The sequence below is a fragment of the Streptomyces sp. NPDC056628 genome, assembly GCF_042792555.1.
Classification (GTDB): domain Bacteria; phylum Actinomycetota; class Actinomycetes; order Streptomycetales; family Streptomycetaceae; genus Streptomyces.
Genome location: NZ_JBHTWG010000015.1, coordinates 103,764 through 123,005 on the forward strand (window position 1 = coordinate 103,764; position 19,242 = coordinate 123,005).

A 19,242-nucleotide genomic window follows, 5' to 3' on the forward strand; every position below is an offset into this window, starting at 1 on the left:
GCTGTGCCGGAATCCGGTATCGTTCAGTGCACCGACGAAAAACGCCCACACAGGGAGCGCGCATGGCCGCCGTGGACCTCGGCACCCACCCCGGGCATCTGGCCCGGCGGCTCCAGCAGGCGCACCACCTGCTGTGGAACACGATGGTCTCCGAGGAGATCACCTCGCCTCAGTTCGCCGTCCTCAACACCCTCGTCGCCGAGCCCGGCCTCGACCAGCGGACGGTGGGGGAGCGCGTCGGGCTCGACCGGTCCACCATCGCCGAGGTGGTCACCCGGCTCGGGCGCCGCGGGCTGCTCGACAAGGTGCGCGACCCGCAGGACGGGCGCCGCTCCCTGCTGCGCCTCACCGACGACGGGCTGCGCACGCACAAGCGGCTGACCGTGCGCACCGCGCGGATGAACCAGGTCTTCCTCGCTCCGCTCTCCGGCGAGGAGCAGACGCTGTTCCTCGACCTGATCCGGCGGGTCGCGGACGCGGCGGAGGGGCTGCGCAACCCGGGGGAACCGCTCGCGCGGCAGCCCTGAGGCGCCCGGACGCCGCTCGGGTGGCCGCGCGCCGTCAGGGCGCCTTCGTGAAGAGGACCCAGACCTGGCCCCGCCGGAAGGGCACGGGCTTGCCGTCCTCCGTGGTGAACGTCGTGCCGTCCGTGGCCTTCGGGCGCTTCCACCGCACGTCGTAGGCGCGCCCGTCCCGCAGCACCCGCGCCTTCCCCGAGCCCACCGTCTCGGTGAACGGCGTCTTGTTGCCGAGGAAGTCGTGATACACGGACTCGCGCACCTTCACCTCCTGCACGACGACCGTCGCCGCCGCCATCCGGCCCCCGTCCGTCGTCACGGCGGCCTTGCCGTCCATGGCGATCAGCCAGCGCTCCCGGCCGGGGGACCAGGTGAAGGTGTACCGGGCGGCGGGATACCGCACCGTCTGCGAGGCCGTCGCCCGGCCGCCCTCGGGGGCGGCACCGAAACGGAAACCGGTCGTCAGGGCGTCCGCACCCGGCGCCGAGGACAGCAGCCGCTCGGGCCGCAGGTACAGGTTGTGCGGGGCGGGCCGGTCCGGGTTGCGGACGTACGCGTCGGACGCCGTGCCGGGCGGCCGGGCGCGCACCGCCGCCTTGTCGATCACCGGCAGGAGCTTGCTCTGCGCCCCGGAGAACGCGAACGTCGGCCGGTCGAACTGCGCCAGCAGCTCCAGATCGCTCTCTCGCGCGCTGCGCACCGGTCCGACGGTCTTCGGCAGCCGCGTCGCGTACACCGCCATCAGGCGGCTCAGGCCACCCTCGACCTGCTCGACGTACACGACGTCCGCGGCGTCCAGCCCGGTCTGGGGCCGGGCGGCGGGGACGTTGTCGATCTTCACCGCGAGGACCGACGACGCCCGGGCGCTCCCGGCCGCTGACTCCGGACGGGCCCGGCCGTCGTCCTGCCCGGACGCGCAGCCCGCCGCGAGGGAGGCCGTCAGGGCGGCGGCCAGCAGCGCCGCCACGCTCGTGGCGCGCCTGCCGCGTGCCCCTCGCCGTCTGCCCACGGTCGTCACCCGTGCCCGCACGCCCTGTCCATGCATCCATTTTTACGCTTGTCGGCTCATAGGGCCCGTGCTCGATCGGTGGGCACCCCCGGGCCGGGCCCGGACGGGAGGGCGGGCGGTCCGGCCGGGTGACGGGCGGTCGACGGACGGACGCACACGGTAGGGCCGGTTCGGCGGGGGAGCCACGGGTACCCGGGCGCCACGCACGGACGCGCACAGGCGACGGAGGGAGCACGGGGCGATGAGGGCAGTGACCTGGCAGGGCAAGCGGGACGTGCGCGTGGAGAACGTGCCCGATCCCAGGATCGAGGAACCCACCGACGCGATCATCCGCATCACCTCGTCCGGGCTGTGCGGCTCCGATCTGCACCTGTACGAGGTGCTGACGCCGTTCATGACACCCGGCGACATCCTCGGTCACGAGCCGATGGGCATCGTCGAGGAGGTCGGCGCCGGAGTGCCGGACCTCCAGGTGGGCGACCGGGTCGTGGTGCCGTTCCAGATCGCCTGCGGCGACTGCTGGATGTGCCTGACCGGCCTTCCGACCCAGTGCGAGACCACCCAGGTCAGCAGTGAGGGCATGGGCGCGGCCCTGTTCGGCTACACCCGGCTGTACGGGGCGGTGCCAGGCGCCCAGGCCGAGTACCTGCGCGTCCCGCAGGCCCAGTTCGGCCCCATCAAGATCCCCGAAGGGCCCGCCGACGACCGCTTCGTCTACCTCTCCGACGTGCTGCCGACCGCCTGGCAGGCGGTCAAGTACGCGGGCGTCCCCCAGGGCGGCAGCGTCGCGGTGCTCGGCCTCGGCCCCATCGGCGACATGGCCTGCCGGGTCGCCCAGCTCCAGGGCGCCGGCCAGGTGTTCGGCGTCGACCTGGTGCCCGAGCGGCTGAAGCGGGTCCGCGACCGGGGCGTCGAGACCTACGACCTGCGCAGCTTCGACAACGAGAAGGAACTCGTCGCCGCCATCCGCGACGCCACCGACGGCCGTGGGCCGGACGCCGTGATCGACGCGGTGGGCACCGAGGCCCACGGCAGCGCCGTCGCCAAGCTCGCGCAGTCCGCCGCCGCGATCCTGCCCCGCAAGATCAGCGGCCCGTTCGCCGAGCGCTTCAGCGTCGACCGGCTGGCCGCCCTGTACACCGCGATCGACCTGGTCCGGCGCGGCGGCACGATCTCGCTGTCCGGCGTCTACGGCGGCATGGCCGACCCCATCCCGCTGCTCACCCTGTTCGACAAGCAGATCCAGGTGCGGATGGGCCAGGCCAACGTGCGCCGCTGGGCCGACGAGATCCTGCCGTACCTCACGGACGAGGACCCGCTCGGCGTCGACGACTTCGCCACCCACCGGGTACCGCTGAGCGACGCCCCGCACGCCTACGAGATGTTCCAGCGCAAGCAGGAAGGCGCGGTCAAGGTGCTGATGAAGCCCTGACCGGCCCGCGCACGGGCTGAGCCGGTGCCCGGTCACGCCGGAGGCGCGAAGATCTCCGCGAGGTCGTAGCGCACCGGCTCCTCCAGTTGCTCGTACGTGCAGCTCTCGGGGGTGCGGTCCGGGCGCCAGCGGCGGAAGCGGGCCGTGTGCCGGAAGCGGGCGCCGTTCTCCATGTGGTCGTACGCCACCTCGGCCACCCGCTCCGGCCGCAGCGGCACCCAGGACAGGTCCTTCTTGCCCGACCAGCGGCTCGGCGCCCCCGGCAGCCGGGCCGACTCGTGGGCCTCCTCCTCGGCCCAGGCGGCCCACGGGTGCCCGGAGACGTCGTCCATGCGCAGCGGCTCCAGCTCGTCGATCAGCTCGGCCCGCCGCTTCATCGAGAACGCCGCGGACACCCCCACGTGCTGGAGGGCGCCCCGGTCGTCGTACAGGCCGAGCAGGAGCGATCCGACGACCGGGCCGCTCTTGTGCAGCCGGTAGCCCGCGACGACGACGTCCGCCGTCCGCTCGTGCTTGATCTTGAACATCGCCCGTTCGTCCGGGAGGTAGCGCAGCGCGAGCGGCTTGGCGACCACACCGTCGAGACCGGCCCCCTCGTACTGCTCGAACCACCCCTGGGCCGTCCCGACGTCGGTCGTCGCCGGCGCCACGTGCACCGGTGCCGTCACCCCGGACAGCGCCGACGTCAGCAGCGCCCGACGGTCCGTCAGCGGGGCCCGCATCAGGGACTCGTCCGCCAGCGCCAGCAGATCGAACGCCACGAACGACGCCGGGGTCCGCTCCGCCAGCGTGCGCACCCGCGAGTCCGCCGGGTGGATGCGCTCGGTGAGGGCGTCGAAGTCCAGCCGCCCCTCCCGGGCGATCACGATCTCCCCGTCCACCACGCACCGCTCCGGAAGGCGCTCCTTCAGCGCCGCCACCAGCTCGGGGAAGTACCTGGTCAGCGACTTGGTGGTTCGGCTGGCCAGCTCCACCTCGTCCCCGTCGCGGAACACGAGCGCCCGGAAGCCGTCCCACTTCGCCTCGTACTGCATGCCCGGCGGGATCTTCGCCACCGACTTGGCGAGCATCGGCTTCACGGGCGGCATCACCGGCAGGTCCATGGTCCGATTCTGCGGGGCGCCGGCCGGACCCGCCCGATGTGCGAGGCGTCCGTGCGACGCCTACCGTGACGGCCATGGGCGACGCGGTGGAACTTCAGGCGGGCGGGCGGACCGTACGGCTGTCCAGCCCGGGCAAGGTCTTCTTCCCGGAGCGCGGCTTCACCAAGCTGGACCTCGCCCAGTACTACGCCGCCGTCGGCCCCGGCATCCTGCGCGCCCTGCGCGACCGGCCCACCACCCTGGAGCGCTACCCCGACGGGGTGACCGGCGAGTGGTTCTACCAGAAGCGGGCCCCCAAGAACATGCCCGACTGGATCCCGACCGCCCACATCACGTTCCCCAGCGGCCGCAGCGCCGACGAGATGTGCCCCACCGAGGAGGCGGCCGTCGTCTGGGCCGCCCAGTACGGCACGCTCACCTTCCACCCCTGGCCGGTCCGCCGCGACGACGTCGACCACCCCGACGAACTGCGCATCGACCTCGACCCGCAGCCCGGCACCGACTACGACGACGCGGTGCGCGCCGCCCACGAACTGCGGTCCGTGCTGGACGACTTCGGGGGTCTGCGCGGCTGGCCCAAGACGTCCGGCGGGCGCGGGCTGCACGTCTTCGTGCCGATCGAGCCGCGCTGGACCTTCACCCAGGTCAGGCGGGCCGCCATCGCGGTCGGACGGGAGATGGAGCGCCGGATGCCGGACCGGGTCACGATCAAGTGGTGGAAGGAGGAGCGGGGCGAGCGCATCTTCATCGACTACAACCAGACCGCCCGGGACCGCACCATCGCCTCCGCCTACTCCGTGCGGGCCCGGCCGCACGCCCCCGTCTCCGCGCCGCTGCGCTGGGAGGAGGTGGGCGCCGCCCACCCGCGGGACTTCGACATCGCCACCATGCCGGCCCGCTTCGCCGAACTCGGCGACGTGCACGCCGACATGGACGACCACCGCTATGCGCTGGACGCGCTGCTGGACCTCGCGAACAAGGACGAGCGCGACCACGGGCTCGGCGATCTGCCGTACCCGCCCGAGTATCCGAAGATGCCGGGCGAACCCAAGCGGGTACAGCCGAGCCGGGCCAGGAAGGCGGCGCCTCACGAGGAGACGCCGCCGGAGCCTACAGCTCCTTGATCCGGACGTCCCGGTACGAGACCACGTCCGTCGTGCTGTGCGCCTGGAGCCCGATGTAGCCGGAGGCGAACCGCCGCCCGTCCGTGCCCGGGTCGTCCGAGCGCGGCGGGGTGAAGTCCTGGCCGCCGATGTTGTCGAACTCGTTGATCAGCACGCCGTTGCGGTAGACCGAGTAGTGCTGGTCGACCACCCGGATCTCGTAGTCGTTCCACGTGCCCTTCTGGGTGACGCCCGCACCGGCGAGCCCCACCCGGTCGAAGCCGTAGACCGACCCGGTCTTGTACATGTCGCCGGTGGGCGAGTCGAACACCTGGACCTCGTGCCCGTACTTGATGGCGACCCACTCCGGGCGTGACTCCTCCGGGTGGTCGTGGACCCACGGGAAGCGCACCAGCACACCGGAGTTGGCGTTGCCCGTGCCCGGCGCGTCGTCACGCCACTGGAGCTTCAGCGAGAAGTCGCCGTACTTGCGCTCCGGGAACCACAGCATGCCCAGGCCGGACCGGCTGGTGCCGCTGGTGATCGACCCGTCGCCGTTCGGCGCGAACGAACCGCCGCCCACCTGCTGCCACTTGGCGAACGACTCCGGGCTGCCGTCGAGGATCGTGCGGTACCCCTCGGTCTGGCCCGGCTCGCCGATCCCGGACTGACGGGCCGCCTTGCGGATCGCCTTGTACTCGCGCTGGTCGACGACCCCCTCCTTCAGGAGCCGGTCCAGGACCGAGGTCACGTGCTTGACGAACAGCGCGTGCGACGTCCACTCCTTCTCGTCCTCGATCAGCTCGTTGATCCGGCACCGGCTGTTGGTGAGCCGGTTCGGGACGCCCGAGTCGACCGTGCCCACGATCACCGTCAGCCGCTCGTCGAACTCCGGGCAGTTGGGCGCGGGGACCTGGCCGGCGACCACCGTGAAGGTGACCGTGCGGGCGGCGGAGGTGTTGCCCGCCTTGTCCGTCGCCCGGTAGGCCAGCGTGTGGGTGCCCGCCCGGTCCACGACGACCGGCGCGGTGTACGCCAGGTAGGGCCCGCGGTCGATGGAGTACTCGATCCGGTCGACGCCCGAGCCGTGGTGCTCGTCGGTCGCCGTGACCGTCACCTTGGCGTTGCCGACGTACGCGCCGGACGAGTTCTTCGTGCCCTCGACCGTCACGCCCGTCACCGGTGCCGTCGTGTCGTCCTCGGGGGCCGGCACGACCGTGAAGCGCACGTCCTTGGCGGGCGCCACGTTGCCCGCCTTGTCGGTGGCCCGGTAGCGCACGGTGTGGCTGCCCGGCTCGTGGACCATCACCGGCGCGGTGTACGGCTGCCAGGCGCCGTCGCCGAGCGCGAACTCGACGCCGTTGACACCGGAACCGGTGTCGGACGCGGAGACCGTGACGGTCGCCATGCCGATGTACGCCCCGTCGGCGTCCTTGTCGCCGCTGACCGTCGCCGACGTCTCGGGCGGGGTCGTGTCGTCGGACTGCGGCGCCACCACGGTGAACGTGACGCTCTTCTCGGCCGAGACGTTGCCCGCCTTGTCGAGCGCCCGGTAGCGGACCGTGTGGTCGCCGACCCGGTCGACCACGACCGGCGCGGTGTACGGCTGCCAGGCGCCGTCGCCGAGCGCGTACTCGACGCGGTCCACCCCGGAGCCGCCCGCCTCGTCGGTGGCGTGGACCGCCACGCTCGCCGAACCGACGTACTGCCCCTGGGCGTTCTGCGTCCCGCTGACGTGGGCCGTCGCCTCGGGAGCCGTCGTGTCCTCGCCCGTGCCCTCGGTGACGATCAGGATGCCCTGCATCTGCCCGTGGCCGGGGATCGTGCAGTGGTAGCGGTAGCGGCCGGGGGTGAGCGTGACCTCCGCCGTGTGCCGGCCGCCCTGGTCGTCGTTCGGGTTCGCCAGGATGTTGAGCTGCACGTCGTCGTTGAACTCGACGTCCGAGGTGTCGAAGGTCAGCGTGTGCGGCATCCCGGTGGTGTTGCCGGTCGCCACGCTGTTCTCGAACACGATCGTCGCCGGGCCCGCCACGGCCGTCGTGGGCGCCGAGGCGTACTTCGTGATGTCGTCGCCCGCGGTCCAGGTGAGGACCTGGGCGGCGGCCGCCTCCGCTTCCGCCCGGGGCTGTCCCGTCGCGGGCAGGGCCTGGAGCCCGAGCACCACCAGCAGCGCGGCCAGCAGGGTCGCCCATGCTCTTCGTCGTGTCACTGCGTCCCCCTCGCCAGTCGACCGGCGGCCGGGGTGGGCCCGCCGCCCGTGTAGGTGACCCGCCACAGAGCCGACTTGCCGTCCGAGGTGAAGAAGCCACGGCCGTAGTCGAGCACGTACAGCGCGCCGTCCGGACCGAACTTCCAGTCCATGAGGTTCTTGATGCCGTCGTTGCCGACCGGCACGATCTTCTTCAACGACTCCGAGTGGACCGGCAGACCGCCCTCCCCGTGGGTCTTCGGGTCGGTGATCACCGCGTTGCGCGGCTGGTCGGCGTCGTAGAAGTCGCCGACGAACCACTTGCCGTCCCAGTACGCCGGCCACTTCGTCGCGCTCGTGCCCGCCGCGTCGTAGCGGTACACCGGCCCGTTCATCGCGGCCTGCCCGCCGCCCTTCAGCCACGGCAGCGCGTAGGTGCCCTCCTCCTGCTTGTACGACGGCACGCCGTTCGCGTCCCGGGGGAAGTCCGGGGCGCCGCCCTGCGGGGAGTACCAGATGTTGTTCCCGGTCACCGGCGGCAGGTTGACCAGGCCGTCGTTGTTCGGCGACTCGTTCTTCGGGTGGTCGCAGTCGTACCAGCCCAGCGGCTTGCTCGGGTCGGGCAGATTGCGGTCCCGGTAGGGCTGCTTGTTGCCCATGCAGTACGGCCAGCCGCGGTTGCTCGCCTTGGTGATGACCGCGAAGGTGTCGTACTTGGCCGGACCCCAGGTCGTCGACGGCGCCCCGGCGTCCGGACCCACCCAGCCCGCGTACAGCACGTCGGTCTGCCGGTCGACGGAGATGCGCGCCGGGTTGCGGACGCCCATCACATAGATCTCGCCTCGGGTCTTGCCGCCGCCCTCGGCGGTCTCCTTGCCGGTGAAGAGGTTGCCCTCCGGCAGGGTGTAGGTGCCGTCCGGCTCCGGGTGGATGCGCAGGATCTTGCCGTTGAGGTTGTTGGTGTTGCCGGCGGTGCGGCGCGCGTCGGCGAAGGACACGCCCTTGTAGTTGGGCTCGGGGTTGTTGCCCGAGTAACCGCCGCTGAACCCGCTGGAGTTGTTGTCGCCGGTCGCGATGTACAGGTTGCCCTTGGAGTCCCAGGCCATCCCGCCACCCGCGTGACAGCAGCTGTGGATCTGCACCGGCCACTTCAGCAGCACCTTCTCGCTGCCCAGGTCCAGCTTGTTCGTCGCCAGGTCGAGCGTGAAGCGGGAGACCCGCCGCTCGGCCATCCGCTTGTCGCGGTCGATCCGGGCGTGCGGGGTGTAGTGCAGGTACACCCAGCCGTTGTCCTCGAAGCGCGGATCGAGCTCGATGCCGAGGAGCCCCTCCTCGACCTTGGTCAGCTCGTCCCCGCCGCCCTTGTTGCCGAAGACCGTGAGCGCCCCCGCGAGGGTGACCTTCTTGGTCGTCGGGTCGTAGACGTGGATCTCTCCCTTGCCCTTCCCGACGTCCGGGTTGTTCCAGTCCGTGATGACGGGCTGCGAGGAGTCCGCGCCGCCGCGGCCGATGTAGAGCACCCTGCCGTCGGGAGCCGTGACCAGGCCGTGCGGTTCGCCGATCTGGTCGTTCCGGCCCGGCTGGTTGGGCTGGGTCAGCCGCTCCGCCTTGTAGTTGCCGGTGATGGTGGCCTTGCAGTCGGCCTGCACCAGCCGCGTCGTCCACAGCAGGGCGCCGCGCAGATGGGAGCGGAAGTCCGTCTCGTCGTAGGAGGAGACCGTGCCGCCCATCCCGGTGTAGAAGGACCGGCCGCCGTCGTAGTCACGGCACCAGCTCACCGGGTGGTCCCAGCCGTTGGCGCCCGCTCCGGGCTGGTACGACGACTCACGCACCCGGGCGACCGTGTGCACCTCGCCGGACGGGTTCTTCACCCAGTTCAGCCACTTGTCCGGGCGCTTCCACTGCAGCGGCAACTCCTTGGTGGCCGGGTGCCGCCGGTCGCCCACCTCGACGACCGCGCGCTGCGCGGTCGCCGGGCTCGCACCCGCGGGACGCGCCCCGATCAGGCCGGTGAACCAGTCCGAGTACGGCTCGGCGCGCGCCGCGTCATGGATGCCGACGAAACCGCCGCCCGCCTCCATGTACGCCTCCAGACCCGCCTCCTGCTCGGGGTCGAGGACGTCGCCGCCGCCGGTGAGGAAGACGATCGCGTTGAAGCGGCTCAGCTTGGTCTCGTTGGTGAAGACCGAGGCGTCCTTCGTGGCCGTGACAGCGAAGCGCTGCTCCGCCGGTCCCGACAGGCCGATCTTCTCGACGGCCTCGATGCCGGCGTTCACCAGGGGCGACTCCTCGCCGGCCGCCGCGGACCCGTGGAAGATGAGCACCCGCACATTCGCGCCGCCGGGCGGCGACTTGATGGACATCGTTGTCAGGGGTGGATCCGGCGCGGGGCGCGCGGTCGCCGCCGGTGCGGACATCAGCCCGGCGGCGACGACCCCCGCGGCCACACCGGCCACCCAGGTACGTCTTCTCGTGCTCAACCCTCGTAAGTGCATGGGCACCTCCACGGTCACAGCAACAGCGACTAGGAAGGTAGACCCCTTTGAGCGGCTCGCCAATACCTATGACCGGACTCGGACGAACTTTGTCCTGAGTGTGGATAAACTCCGGGGCGGCCGGTACGGTCACTGCGGTTCACCCCCGTAAATTTCCGTACCGCCGTGGGGAGTTCGGCATGGACAGACGCAGCTTCAACCGACGGGTACTGCTCGGCGGCGCGACCGTCGCGACATCGTTGTCCCTCGCGTCCGTACCCGAGGCGGCGGGCGCGGCCGCACCGGCGCGGACCGCCCCGGCCGGAGGCGAGGTCCGCCATCTCAAGCTCTACATCGAGAAACTGGCCGACGGACAGCTCGGCTACGGCTTCGAGAAGGGCAAGGCGACGATCCCCGGCCCGCTGATCGAGCTCAACGAGGGCGACACCGCTCACATCGAGGTCGAGAACACCCTGGACGTCCCGGCGAGTCTGCACGTCCACGGCCTCGACTACGAGATCACCAGCGACGGCACCAAGCTCAACAGGAGCGACGTCGAGCCTGGCGGCACCCGCACCTACACCTGGCGCACCCATGCCCCGGGCCGCCGCGCGGACGGGACCTGGCGGGCGGGCAGCGCGGGCTACTGGCACTACCACGACCACGTCGTCGGCACCGAACACGGCACGGGCGGCATCCGCAAGGGCCTCTACGGGCCGGTCGTCGTCCGGCGCAAGGGCGACGTCCTGCCGGACGCGACGCACACGATCGTCTTCAACGACATGCTCATCAACAACAAGCCGGCGCACAGCGGCCCGGACTTCGAGGCCACGGTGGGCGACCGCGTCGAGTTCGTGGTGATCACGCACGGCGAGTACTACCACACCTTCCATATGCACGGGCACCGCTGGGCCGACAACCGCACCGGCCTGCTGACCGGCCCCGACGACCCGAGTCAGGTGATCGACAACAAGATCGTCGGCCCGGCGGACTCGTTCGGCTTCCAGGTGATCGCGGGCGAGGGCGTCGGCGCGGGCGCCTGGATGTACCACTGCCATGTGCAGAGCCACTCCGACATGGGCATGGTCGGGCTGTTCCTGGTCAAGAAGAAGGACGGGACGATCTCCGGCTACGACCCGCACGACCACGGGCACGCCTCCTCGTCCACGGACTCGTCCTCCACCGACTCGTCGGCCAAGGGGACTTCGGGGGCGGCGCACGAGCACTGAGCGTGCCCGGCGGGGGAGGCGGCGGCGAGAGCGCTCTCACAAACGGCCCCGGCCATGGCTATCCTGATCGGCAACCGCCGACGAGGAGCCGTGAAGTGACCGAAACCGCCCCGCGCCCCACGCTGGAGGCCGTGGCCGCCCGGGCCGGGGTCTCACGGGCCACCGTGTCCCGTGTGGTCAACGGCGGCGACGGCGTCCGTGAACGCCTCGTCGAACGGGTCCGCAAGGCGGTCGACGAACTCGGCTACGTCCCCAACCAGGCCGCGCGCAGCCTGGTGACCCGCCGGCACGACGCGGTCGCGGTCGTCGTCGCCGAACCGGAGTCCCGCGTCTTCGCCGACCCGTTCTTCGCGCTCCAGCTGCGCGGCATCAGCAAGGAGCTGGCCGCCCACGACAACCAGCTCGTGCTGCTGCTCACCGAGGGGCGCGACGACCACGCCCGTGTCGCCCGCTACCTCGCCGGAGGGCATGTCGACGGGGCGCTCGTCTTCTCCCTGCACCTCGACGACCCGCTGCCCGGCCTGATCCAGCGCGCCGGGGTGCCGACCGTGTTCGGCGGCCGGCCCGGCTGGAGCGGCGAGACCCGCGGCGTCGTCTACGTCGACGTCGACAACCGGGGCGGCGCACGCGACGCGGTGCGCCATCTCGCCGGCCTGGGCCGCACCCGGATCGCGCACATCGCGGGCGCCCTCGACCAGACGTCGGCGGTGGACCGGCTGGACGGGTACCGGGACGTCATGGTCGACGCCGACCCGCGGCTCATCGCCGAGGGCGACTTCACCCCGGCCGGCGGTGAGCGCGCGATGCGGGAACTGCTGGAGCGCCGCCCCGACGTGGACGCCGTGTTCGCCGCCAACGACCTGACTGCGGCCGGCGCGCTGCGCGTGCTGCGGGAGGCCGGGCGGCGGGTGCCGGACGACGTGGCCGTGATCGGGTTCGACGACATGCTGCCGGTGGCCGAACAGACCGATCCGGCCCTCACCACGGTCCGTCAGGACATAGAGGAGATGGGCCGGCTGATGGCCCGGCTGCTGCTGCGCGAGCTCGACCGGCGCCCCGCCGACGAGCCCGTCGCCTCCGCCCCGTCCAGCGTGGTCCTGCCGACCACCCTGGTCCGGCGCGCGTCGGCCTAGGGTGGCTCGCCGATCACGCCGGGCTCCGGCCTGACGACGAGCCATCTCCTGGCCGGTCAGTCCACGCTCCGGATCACCGCGAAGCGGGCGCCGTAGGGGTCGGCCAGCTTGGCGATCCGGCCGACCTCCGGGAGGTCCGTGGCCGGCATCCGCACGGTGCCGCCGCCCTCCCGCGCCTTCTCGACGGCCGCGTCCGTGTCGGTGACCTCGAAGTACGGCAGCCAGTGCGACGGGCTCTGCGCCTCCGCCGGATCGTCGGCCTTGTCGACCACCCCGCCGAACACGCCGTCCTCGCCCTGCCCGCCCGGGCTGAGGGCCGTGTAGGTGCCGCCGTAGAAGTCCAGGGCGAAGGTCTCCATGCCGAGCGTGGCGTTGTAGAAGCCCGCCGCCGCCGGCACGTCCGTCGTGTACAGCTCCAGCCAGCGCAGGGAGCCCGGCTCACGCACGACGTCGAGGCCCTGGTTCGCGCGGGGCTGCCAGACCCCGAAGGACGCCCCCGACTTGTCGGCGAGGAGCGCCATGCGGCCCTGGTCCAGCACGTCCATCGGCTGCATCAGCACCGAGCCGTGCGCCTTTTCGGCGGCCTCCGCGGTGGCCTGCGCGTCCGGGGTCTGGAAGTACACCGTCCAGGAGGGCGGCCCCTGCTCCTCGGAGGTCCGCATCCCGGCGGCCGCCGTCCTGCCGTCGAGCTGGAAGAAGCCGTATCCGCCGGTCTCCGGTCCGCCCGGCCGGAGCCGCCAGCCGAACAGGCCGCCGTAGAAGGCAGCGGCACCGTCGAGGTCGGGCGTGCCGAGGTCGATCCAGTTCGGCGCTCCGGTGACGTAGCGGGTGGTGAGCATCATCGCCCTCCTCGGAAGGGTCCCGGTGTCTGCACCGCCGAGTCTTCCACCGCGCCCCGGCGGGCGCTGCCGGAACACCGCCGTCTGCCGGGGTGGTCGTCCACTTCCGCGCGCCGCCGTGCGCGGGGACAGGGGGAGCGGCACGATCGAGGCGGCCCGGGGCCGGCGAGGCGGCGTTGATCGCGCGTTGATCGAACGTTTTTCGCGGCCGGGCACGATCCTGCCCATGCACATCGACACGATCACAGCGGGCACGCCGGTCACCCCGGCCGACCTGGCCTGGCAGGAAGAGGCGCTGTGCGCACAGACCGGGGCGGACTTCTTCTTCCCTGAGCCGGGCAGCTCCGTCCGGGAGGCGAAGCGGATCTGCGGGCTGTGCCCGATCCGCTCCGCCTGCCTGGACTACGCGCTCGACCACGACGAGCGCTTCGGTGTCTGGGGCGGCCTGTCCGAGAAGGAGCGCCTGGAGATCAGGCGCACCTCGCGCCGGGCCTGAGCCCGGCCGGTCCCGCGCCCGGGTCAGCCGGCGGCGCGGGCCGCCATGCGGGCCTTGCGCGCCGCCAGCTTCTCGTCGAACTTCGCCGCCTCGGCGTCCAGGCCGCCCATGAACAGCCCCAGTTCCTCCTGCGCCTGCTTCCCCTCCGGGCCGAGGCCGTCGATCTCCATGATCTTCAGGAAGCGCAGCACCGGCTGGATCACGTCGTCGTGGTGGATGCGCAGGTTGTAGACCTCGCCGATGGCCATCTGGGCGGCGGCGCGCTCGAAGCCGGGGATGCCGTGGCCGGGCATGCGGAAGTTCACGACGACGTCGCGGACCGCCTGCATGGTGAGGTCGGGCGCGAGTTCGAAGGCGGCCTTCAGCAGGTTGCGGTAGAAGACCATGTGGAGGTTCTCGTCGGTCGCGATGCGGGCCAGCATGCGGTCGCAGACCGGGTCGCCGGACTGGTGGCCGGTGTTGCGGTGCGAGATGCGGGTGGCCAGCTCCTGGAAGGCGACGTAGGCGATCGAGTGCAGCATCGAGTGGCGGTTGTCCGACTCGAAGCCCTCGCTCATGTGGGACATGCGGAACTGCTCCAGCTTGTCCGGGTCCACCGCGCGCGAGGTCAGCAGGTAGTCGCGCATCACGATGCCGTGCCGGCCCTCCTCGGCGGTCCAGCGGTGCACCCAGGTGCCCCAGGCGCCGTCACGGCCGAAGATCGAGGCGATCTCGTGGTGGTAGCTGGGGAGGTTGTCCTCGGTCAGCAGGTTCACCACCAGCGCGATCCGGCCGATCTCGGTGACCTTGGACTGCTCCTTGTCCCAGGCCTCGCCGTCCTCGAACAGGCCGGGGAAGTTGCGGCCGTCCGTCCACGGGACGTACTCGTGCGGCATCCAGTCCTTGGCGATACCCAGATGCCGGTTGAGTTCCTTCTCGACCACTTCCTCCAGGGCGTACAGCAGGCGGGCGTCGGTCCAGACGGCGGGGCTGCCGAGGTGCGGGGAGGTGATCGTCACGGGAACTCCAGGGGGACGGGACTGCGTGAGCGGTGGGACCGGCGAGCGGTGCCGGCAACTTACGGAATCGTAGGCTACGAATCCGTAGGTTACGAAGCCGTAGGTTAAGGGCGTCGTAAAGACCGCTGATCAGCCACTGCTCCGCCGGAACCGCGCCGGTACGCGCGAAGCCCCGCGACACGCAGGTCGCGGTATCGGACGAGTGACGTGCTCAGCTGGTCAGGCGTACAGCTCCCGCATCCGCACCGAGAGGCATGTCACACAGCCCTCCAGCTTCTCGAACTCACTGATGTCGACGGCGACCGGCTCATGGCCGAGGATGGTCCCGTCGGGCAGCGCGGTGATCGCCGACTTCAGGTGCAGCACCTTGCTGACCGGTACGGCGATGACGCGCGCCCCGAGCGGTTCGAAGGCGGCCCGCAGTTGCTGCACCCCGGCCGCGTTGGTGCGGCCGCCCCGGCCGACGTAGACCGTGTCGCCGACCTTCAGGACGTCGCCGCCGTCCAGCGTGCCCGGCTCCCAGATCCAGTTCACCGAGCAGCCCAGCGAGGCGACGGCCTCCTCCACGCCCTCGGTCTCGGGCCGGCGGGACTCGGCGCCGGGCCGGGCGATCAGGGCGACGTTGCGGTACATCACGACCGTGTCCTCGACGAACACCGAGTCGGGGCAGTCGTCGGCCGGGTCCACCTCGATGGTCTCCCAGTCGTGTGCGCGAAGGGCCCCCGCGTACGCCTCCCACTGATCGAGCGCGAGGTCGACGTCGACCTCCGTCCGCTCGACGTGCGTGACCAGCCCCTCGGCGAGACGCGGACCGGGGCGGCGGACGAGGGCCTTCTTGCTGGGCACGACGGGATCTTTCGGATCGGTGGCAGGACCGGGACCCCTGATGAAGGGGGGCACCGGACGGCCATCATGCAGGGGCTACCCGTCCGTAGGAAACCCCTGCGCCCAGGCCGCGGCTTCTGATGGCGGTGATGTCAGGCGGGATACCCGACCGCTTCCGCGGTGGTTTCCCTCAGCTCTCCCTCCTCGATCGTCAGCCAGCGCGTGATGCCGACCGACTCCAGGAACGGCAGGTCGTGGCTGGCCACGATCAGCGCCCCCTCGTACGAGTCCAGCGCCGAGGTGAGCTGCCGTGCGCTCGCCATGTCCAGGTTGTTCGTCGGCTCGTCCAGCATCAGCAGCTGCGGCGCCGGCTCGGCCAGCATCAGCGCGGCCAGGGCAGCCCGGAACCGCTCGCCGCCCGAGAGCGTCGCCGCGAGCTGGTCGGCGCGGGCGCCCCGGAACAGGAAGCGGGCCAGCTGCGCCCGGATCCGGTTGTTGCCGGCACCCGGCGCGAACCGGGCGACGTTCTCCACGACGGACGCCTCGTCGTCGAGGACGTCGAGGCGCTGCGGCAGGAAGCGCAGCGGGACGTGCGCCGTCACCTCGCCCGCCACCGGGGCCAGTTCCCCGGCGATGGTCCGCAGCAACGTCGTCTTGCCCGAGCCGTTGCGCCCGACCAGCGCGATCCGCTCCGGGCCGTGCAGATCCAGGCCGCCGGGCACCCGTGCCCCGTACCTCACCTCCAGTTCCCGCAGCGCGAGCACGCTGCGGCCCGGAGGGACGGCCGTGTACGGCAGGTCGACGCGGATCTCGTCGTCGTCCCGTACGGCGTCCACCGCGTCGTCCAGGCGCTCCCTGGCCTCGGCGAGCTTCTCCTCGTGCATGATGCGGTGCTTGCCCGCGGACTCCTGTGCCGCCCGCTTGCGGGCACCCATGACGATCTTCGGCTCGCGCTTCTGGTCCCACATCTTCTGGCCGTACCGCTTGCGGCGGGCCAGCTTGACCTGGGCGTCGACCAGTTCACGCTTCTGCTTCTTCAGGTCGGCCTCGGCGACCCGCACCATGCGCTCGGCCGCCTCCTGCTCGGTGGCGAGAGCCACCTCGTAGGCCGAGTAGTTGCCGCCGTACCAGCTGATCGTGCCGGAGCGCAGATCGGCGATCTGGTCGACCAGGTCGAGGAGTTCACGGTCGTGGCTGACCACGACCATCACCCCCGGCCAGGACTCGACGGCCGTGTACAGCCGCCGGCGGGCGTACAGGTCGAGGTTGTTGGTGGGCTCGTCGAGGAGCAGGACGTCCGGCCGGCGCAGCAGCAGCGCGGCCAGCCGCAGCAGCACCGACTCGCCGCCCGACACCTCGCCGATCGTGCGGTCCAACGCGACGTGGCCGAGGCCGAGTTCGCCGAGGGTGGCGAGGGCACGCTCCTCCACGTCCCAGTCGTCGCCGACGGTCTCGAAGTGCTCCTCGGCCACGTCGCCCGCCTCGATGGCGTGCAGCGCGGCCCGCTTCGCGTCGATGCCGAGCGCCTGGTCGACGCGCAGCGCGGTGTCGAGCGTGACGTTCTGCGGCAGGTAGCCGATCTCGCCCGCGACGCGCACGGCGCCGTCGGCCGGGGCGAGTTCACCGGCGATGAGCTTCAACAGGGTGGATTTTCCCGATCCGTTGACGCCGACGAGCCCGGTCCTGCCGGGACCGAACGCGACGTCCAGGCCTTCGAAGACGGAGGATCCGTCGGGCCAGGAGAAGGACAGGGAGGTACAGCTGATGGAAGTTGACATGAGGGGGCGCCTCCGCGGTTGCTCGGACGAACAGGGGCAAACGCGTATCGAGACACCGGCGACCGGCGGGCGGTGAGAGGCCCTGGGCATGAGAAAAGCCCTGTTCCGTGAGGACGGCTGGGACGGCTCGGACGCCGAGGTCGCACGCGGCGTGCACACACGGGTGGTGTGACGCGGTGTCTCAGGACCTCAGACGAGCAACGTCCTTCTCCAATCGACGGCAACAGGACCGTTGTACAACGTAGGAGGGGGTGCGGACGGTGTCAACCGGATTACGGCCCGGCGCTGGGCCCCGTGGGAAGCCCGGCGGCGGAGCGTCAGCAGGCGTCCCGCATGAGCTCCGCCAGGTCGCGGTCCATGTCGAGCTGGAGGTGTTCCAGGCCGAGGGGGACCAGTTCGCTCGTGGAGCGCAGGAACCGGCGCACCTCGCCCGAGCGGATGTGCACCACCGCGGTGCCCTCCGGGGCGTGGAACTCCAGCACCGTACGGTCGTACCCGTACGGCCGCACCCGGACGTCGCCGTCGCCCTGGGGTTCCTCCAGGCCGGCCAGCAGCAGCTCGCGGCTGAAGGTCCAGCAGACCTCGACGCCCTCCAGGGTGGCCGGGGCGGGGAAGGTCATCCGGACGGCGAACGGGTCGCGCCGGTCGTAGTGCAGGGTCGCGGGGATGCGCTGCATGCGCGGCGCGGCGGCGACCAGGCGGGCCTCTACGGGCTGCTCGATGACGGTGGACAACGCCTTGCTCCCTTGTGACGGCGGGACGGAGTTCCGGGCGGGCGGGACGGGTACTTGTAGAGACGACGGAATCAGCCATTCCGTGCACCCCGCGGCCGAGTGACCTCTGTCACCGCCTTCATGCACCCACCTGCCGCCTTCGCCCTCCCGTGCCCGGAAGGTCGTCTGTGCCCGATGAGGCCGTCTGGACGCCGGGGTGACGGTGGACTAGCTTCGCGCGCCATGAGGCGTTCGGGGAGCAGGCGACGGATGGGACGGACCTCCTGGGCGGTAGCCGCGACGGTGGTGTGCGGGGCGGTCCTGGCCGCGCTGACGGCCGCGCCCGCCCAGGCCCGGGAGCCGCAGGGCCGGGCAGCGCACCCGGCGCCGCACTGGGCGCCGAAGGACAGCGGCGCTCCCGAGGTGCGCTTCAGGGGCCTGTCGGCCGTCAGCCGGAGCACCGCCTGGCTGGCGGGCACCGCGGGCACCGTGCTGCGCACCACCGACGGCGGGGCGAGCTGGCGGGACGTGTCGCCGCCCGGCGCCGCCGAACTGCAGTTCCGGGACGTCGAGGCGTTCGACGCGCGGCGGGCCGTGGCGCTGTCCATCGGGGAGGGCGAGGCGTCCCGGGTGTACCGCACCGACGACGGCGGCGCGACCTGGACGGAGACCTTCCGCAACACCGACGCACGGGCCTTCTACGACTGCGTGGCCTTCTTCGACCACCGCCACGGCCTGGCCATGAGCGACCCGGTCGACGGCCGGTTCCGCATCCTGTCCACGAAGGACGGCGGCCGCTCCTGGACGGTGCTGCCGGACACCGGGATGCCGCCCGCACTCGACGGCGAGGCCGGGTTCGCGGCGAGCGGGCAGTGCCTCGTCACCGCCGGGGCCAAGGACGTGTGGCTGGCGACCGGCGGGGCGGCACGCGCGCGTGTGCTGCACTCCGCCGACCGGGGACTGACCTGGACGGCCGCCGACACGCCCGTCCCGGCCGGCGACCCGGCCCGCGGGGTCTTCGCGCTGGCCTTCCGCGACCGGGCGCACGGCCTCGCGGTCGGCGGCGACTACCGCCCCGACCAGACCTCCCCGCAGGCCGCGGCCCGCACCGGCGACGGCGGCCGGCACTGGAATCCCGCGGACACGCCCCCGCCCGCCTACCGTTCGGGCGTCGCCTGGCTGCCGCACAGCCGCTCCGCCGCCCTCGCGGTCGGCCCCACCGGGACGGACCTGACCACCGACGGCGGACGCACCTGGCGGACGGTCGACACCGGCTCCTACGACACGGTGGACTGCGCGTCCGACGGGGGCTGCTGGGCCGCGGGCGAACACGGAAGGGTGGCGCTTTGGGAGAGATGAGCGGAAACGGGGTACCCGGTGACCGGACGGCGAGAGGAGTGACCC

16 protein-coding genes are annotated in these 19,242 nt (G+C 71.8%); 7 read left to right on the top strand and 9 right to left on the bottom strand.

Translation table 11 applies throughout. From position 1 onward, the window contains the following. The first annotated feature begins 62 nt into the window (after nt 1-62). The gene (locus tag ACFRAC_RS20010; protein WP_382925357.1) at nt 63-527 is read left to right on the top strand and encodes a MarR family winged helix-turn-helix transcriptional regulator; all 465 of its coding nucleotides are present in this window, start codon (nt 63-65) and stop codon (nt 525-527) included. A gap of 34 nt (nt 528-561) precedes the next feature. Here the strand turns inward: ACFRAC_RS20010 and ACFRAC_RS20015 are convergent, their stop codons facing one another. Then, complete coding sequence (locus tag ACFRAC_RS20015; protein WP_382925358.1) at nt 562-1,563, bottom strand: DUF3048 domain-containing protein; 1,002 nt, start codon at nt 1,561-1,563, stop codon at nt 562-564. A 205-nt stretch (nt 1,564-1,768) separates the two neighbouring features. Between ACFRAC_RS20015 and ACFRAC_RS20020 the strand changes: the two genes are divergently transcribed. Beyond that, complete coding sequence (locus ACFRAC_RS20020) at nt 1,769-2,959, top strand: zinc-dependent alcohol dehydrogenase (RefSeq protein ID WP_382925360.1); 1,191 nt, start codon at nt 1,769-1,771, stop codon at nt 2,957-2,959. Nucleotides 2,960-2,991: 32 nt separating this feature from the next. On the opposite strand, the gene ACFRAC_RS20025 is transcribed toward ACFRAC_RS20020, so the two are convergent. Then, nucleotides 2,992-4,062 carry an ATP-dependent DNA ligase gene (locus ACFRAC_RS20025; protein WP_382925362.1) on the bottom strand — a complete coding sequence of 357 codons (1,071 nt, stop codon included), beginning with the start codon at nt 4,060-4,062 and terminating at the stop codon, nt 2,992-2,994. Nucleotides 4,063-4,136: 74 nt separating this feature from the next. Here ACFRAC_RS20025 and ligD point away from each other — a divergent pair, with 74 nt between their 5' ends. Continuing rightward, complete coding sequence (gene ligD, locus ACFRAC_RS20030; protein ID WP_382925364.1) at nt 4,137-5,186, top strand: non-homologous end-joining DNA ligase; 1,050 nt, start codon at nt 4,137-4,139, stop codon at nt 5,184-5,186. On the opposite strand, the gene ACFRAC_RS20035 is transcribed toward ligD, so the two are convergent. After that, on the bottom strand, nt 5,173-7,374 hold the full coding sequence (locus ACFRAC_RS20035; RefSeq protein WP_382925366.1) for an OmpL47-type beta-barrel domain-containing protein: 2,202 nt from the start codon (nt 7,372-7,374) through the stop codon (nt 5,173-5,175). The genes ligD and ACFRAC_RS20035 overlap by 14 nt on opposite strands. Continuing rightward, nucleotides 7,371-9,848, bottom strand: coding sequence for a ThuA domain-containing protein (locus ACFRAC_RS20040; RefSeq protein WP_382925368.1), 2,478 nt, complete (start codon nt 9,846-9,848; stop codon nt 7,371-7,373). The genes ACFRAC_RS20035 and ACFRAC_RS20040 overlap by 4 nt, the downstream gene beginning before the upstream one ends. Before the next feature lie 179 nt (nt 9,849-10,027). Between ACFRAC_RS20040 and ACFRAC_RS20045 the strand changes: the two genes are divergently transcribed. Next, nucleotides 10,028-11,056: a multicopper oxidase domain-containing protein gene (locus ACFRAC_RS20045; protein WP_382925370.1), complete on the top strand. Its 1,029-nt coding sequence runs from the start codon at nt 10,028-10,030 to the stop codon at nt 11,054-11,056. 95 nt (nt 11,057-11,151) lie between these two features. Next, on the top strand, nt 11,152-12,189 hold the full coding sequence (locus ACFRAC_RS20050) for a LacI family DNA-binding transcriptional regulator (protein WP_382925371.1): 1,038 nt from the start codon (nt 11,152-11,154) through the stop codon (nt 12,187-12,189). A 56-nt stretch (nt 12,190-12,245) separates the two neighbouring features. Here the strand turns inward: ACFRAC_RS20050 and ACFRAC_RS20055 are convergent, their stop codons facing one another. Continuing rightward, complete coding sequence (locus tag ACFRAC_RS20055; RefSeq protein WP_382925425.1) at nt 12,246-13,028, bottom strand: VOC family protein; 783 nt, start codon at nt 13,026-13,028, stop codon at nt 12,246-12,248. A gap of 226 nt (nt 13,029-13,254) precedes the next feature. Between ACFRAC_RS20055 and ACFRAC_RS20060 the strand changes: the two genes are divergently transcribed. Then, nucleotides 13,255-13,524, top strand: a complete 270-nt coding sequence (locus tag ACFRAC_RS20060; RefSeq protein ID WP_361354930.1) for a WhiB family transcriptional regulator — start codon at nt 13,255-13,257, stop codon at nt 13,522-13,524. Between the two features lie 23 nt (nt 13,525-13,547). On the opposite strand, the gene ACFRAC_RS20065 is transcribed toward ACFRAC_RS20060, so the two are convergent. The 4 genes from ACFRAC_RS20065 to ACFRAC_RS20080 form a co-directional block, all read right to left on the bottom strand. Then, the gene (locus ACFRAC_RS20065; RefSeq protein WP_382925374.1) at nt 13,548-14,522 is read right to left on the bottom strand and encodes an acyl-ACP desaturase; all 975 of its coding nucleotides are present in this window, start codon (nt 14,520-14,522) and stop codon (nt 13,548-13,550) included. A 219-nt stretch (nt 14,523-14,741) separates the two neighbouring features. Beyond that, the gene (locus ACFRAC_RS20070) at nt 14,742-15,368 is read right to left on the bottom strand and encodes a dimethylarginine dimethylaminohydrolase family protein (RefSeq protein ID WP_382925376.1); all 627 of its coding nucleotides are present in this window, start codon (nt 15,366-15,368) and stop codon (nt 14,742-14,744) included. 131 nt (nt 15,369-15,499) lie between these two features. Then, complete coding sequence (locus ACFRAC_RS20075; RefSeq protein WP_382925378.1) at nt 15,500-17,125, bottom strand: ABC-F family ATP-binding cassette domain-containing protein; 1,626 nt, start codon at nt 17,123-17,125, stop codon at nt 15,500-15,502. Between the two features lie 317 nt (nt 17,126-17,442). Continuing rightward, nucleotides 17,443-17,859 carry an SsgA family sporulation/cell division regulator gene (locus tag ACFRAC_RS20080; RefSeq protein WP_382925379.1) on the bottom strand — a complete coding sequence of 139 codons (417 nt, stop codon included), beginning with the start codon at nt 17,857-17,859 and terminating at the stop codon, nt 17,443-17,445. A 249-nt stretch (nt 17,860-18,108) separates the two neighbouring features. On the opposite strand from ACFRAC_RS20080, the gene ACFRAC_RS20085 reads away from it, so the two are divergent. Further along, nucleotides 18,109-19,197 (top strand): WD40/YVTN/BNR-like repeat-containing protein, encoded by a 1,089-nt coding sequence (locus tag ACFRAC_RS20085; protein WP_382925381.1) that lies wholly within the window; start codon nt 18,109-18,111, stop codon nt 19,195-19,197. The last annotated feature ends 45 nt before the right edge of the window (nt 19,198-19,242 follow it).

Coding starts and splice junctions, on each gene's coding strand:
- ACFRAC_RS20010 (WP_382925357.1), top strand. CDS start 63: ATGGCCGCCGTGGACCTCGGCACCCACCCCGGGCATCTGGCCCGGCGG.
- ACFRAC_RS20015 (WP_382925358.1), bottom strand. CDS start 1,563: ATGCATGGACAGGGCGTGCGGGCACGGGTGACGACCGTGGGCAGACGG.
- ACFRAC_RS20020 (WP_382925360.1), top strand. CDS start 1,769: ATGAGGGCAGTGACCTGGCAGGGCAAGCGGGACGTGCGCGTGGAGAAC.
- ACFRAC_RS20025 (WP_382925362.1), bottom strand. CDS start 4,062: ATGGACCTGCCGGTGATGCCGCCCGTGAAGCCGATGCTCGCCAAGTCG.
- ligD (WP_382925364.1), top strand. CDS start 4,137: ATGGGCGACGCGGTGGAACTTCAGGCGGGCGGGCGGACCGTACGGCTG.
- ACFRAC_RS20040 (WP_382925368.1), bottom strand. CDS start 9,848: ATGCACTTACGAGGGTTGAGCACGAGAAGACGTACCTGGGTGGCCGGT.
- ACFRAC_RS20045 (WP_382925370.1), top strand. CDS start 10,028: ATGGACAGACGCAGCTTCAACCGACGGGTACTGCTCGGCGGCGCGACC.
- ACFRAC_RS20055 (WP_382925425.1), bottom strand. CDS start 13,028: ATGCTCACCACCCGCTACGTCACCGGAGCGCCGAACTGGATCGACCTC.
- ACFRAC_RS20060 (WP_361354930.1), top strand. CDS start 13,255: ATGCACATCGACACGATCACAGCGGGCACGCCGGTCACCCCGGCCGAC.
- ACFRAC_RS20075 (WP_382925378.1), bottom strand. CDS start 17,125: ATGTCAACTTCCATCAGCTGTACCTCCCTGTCCTTCTCCTGGCCCGAC.
- ACFRAC_RS20085 (WP_382925381.1), top strand. CDS start 18,109: ATGGGACGGACCTCCTGGGCGGTAGCCGCGACGGTGGTGTGCGGGGCG.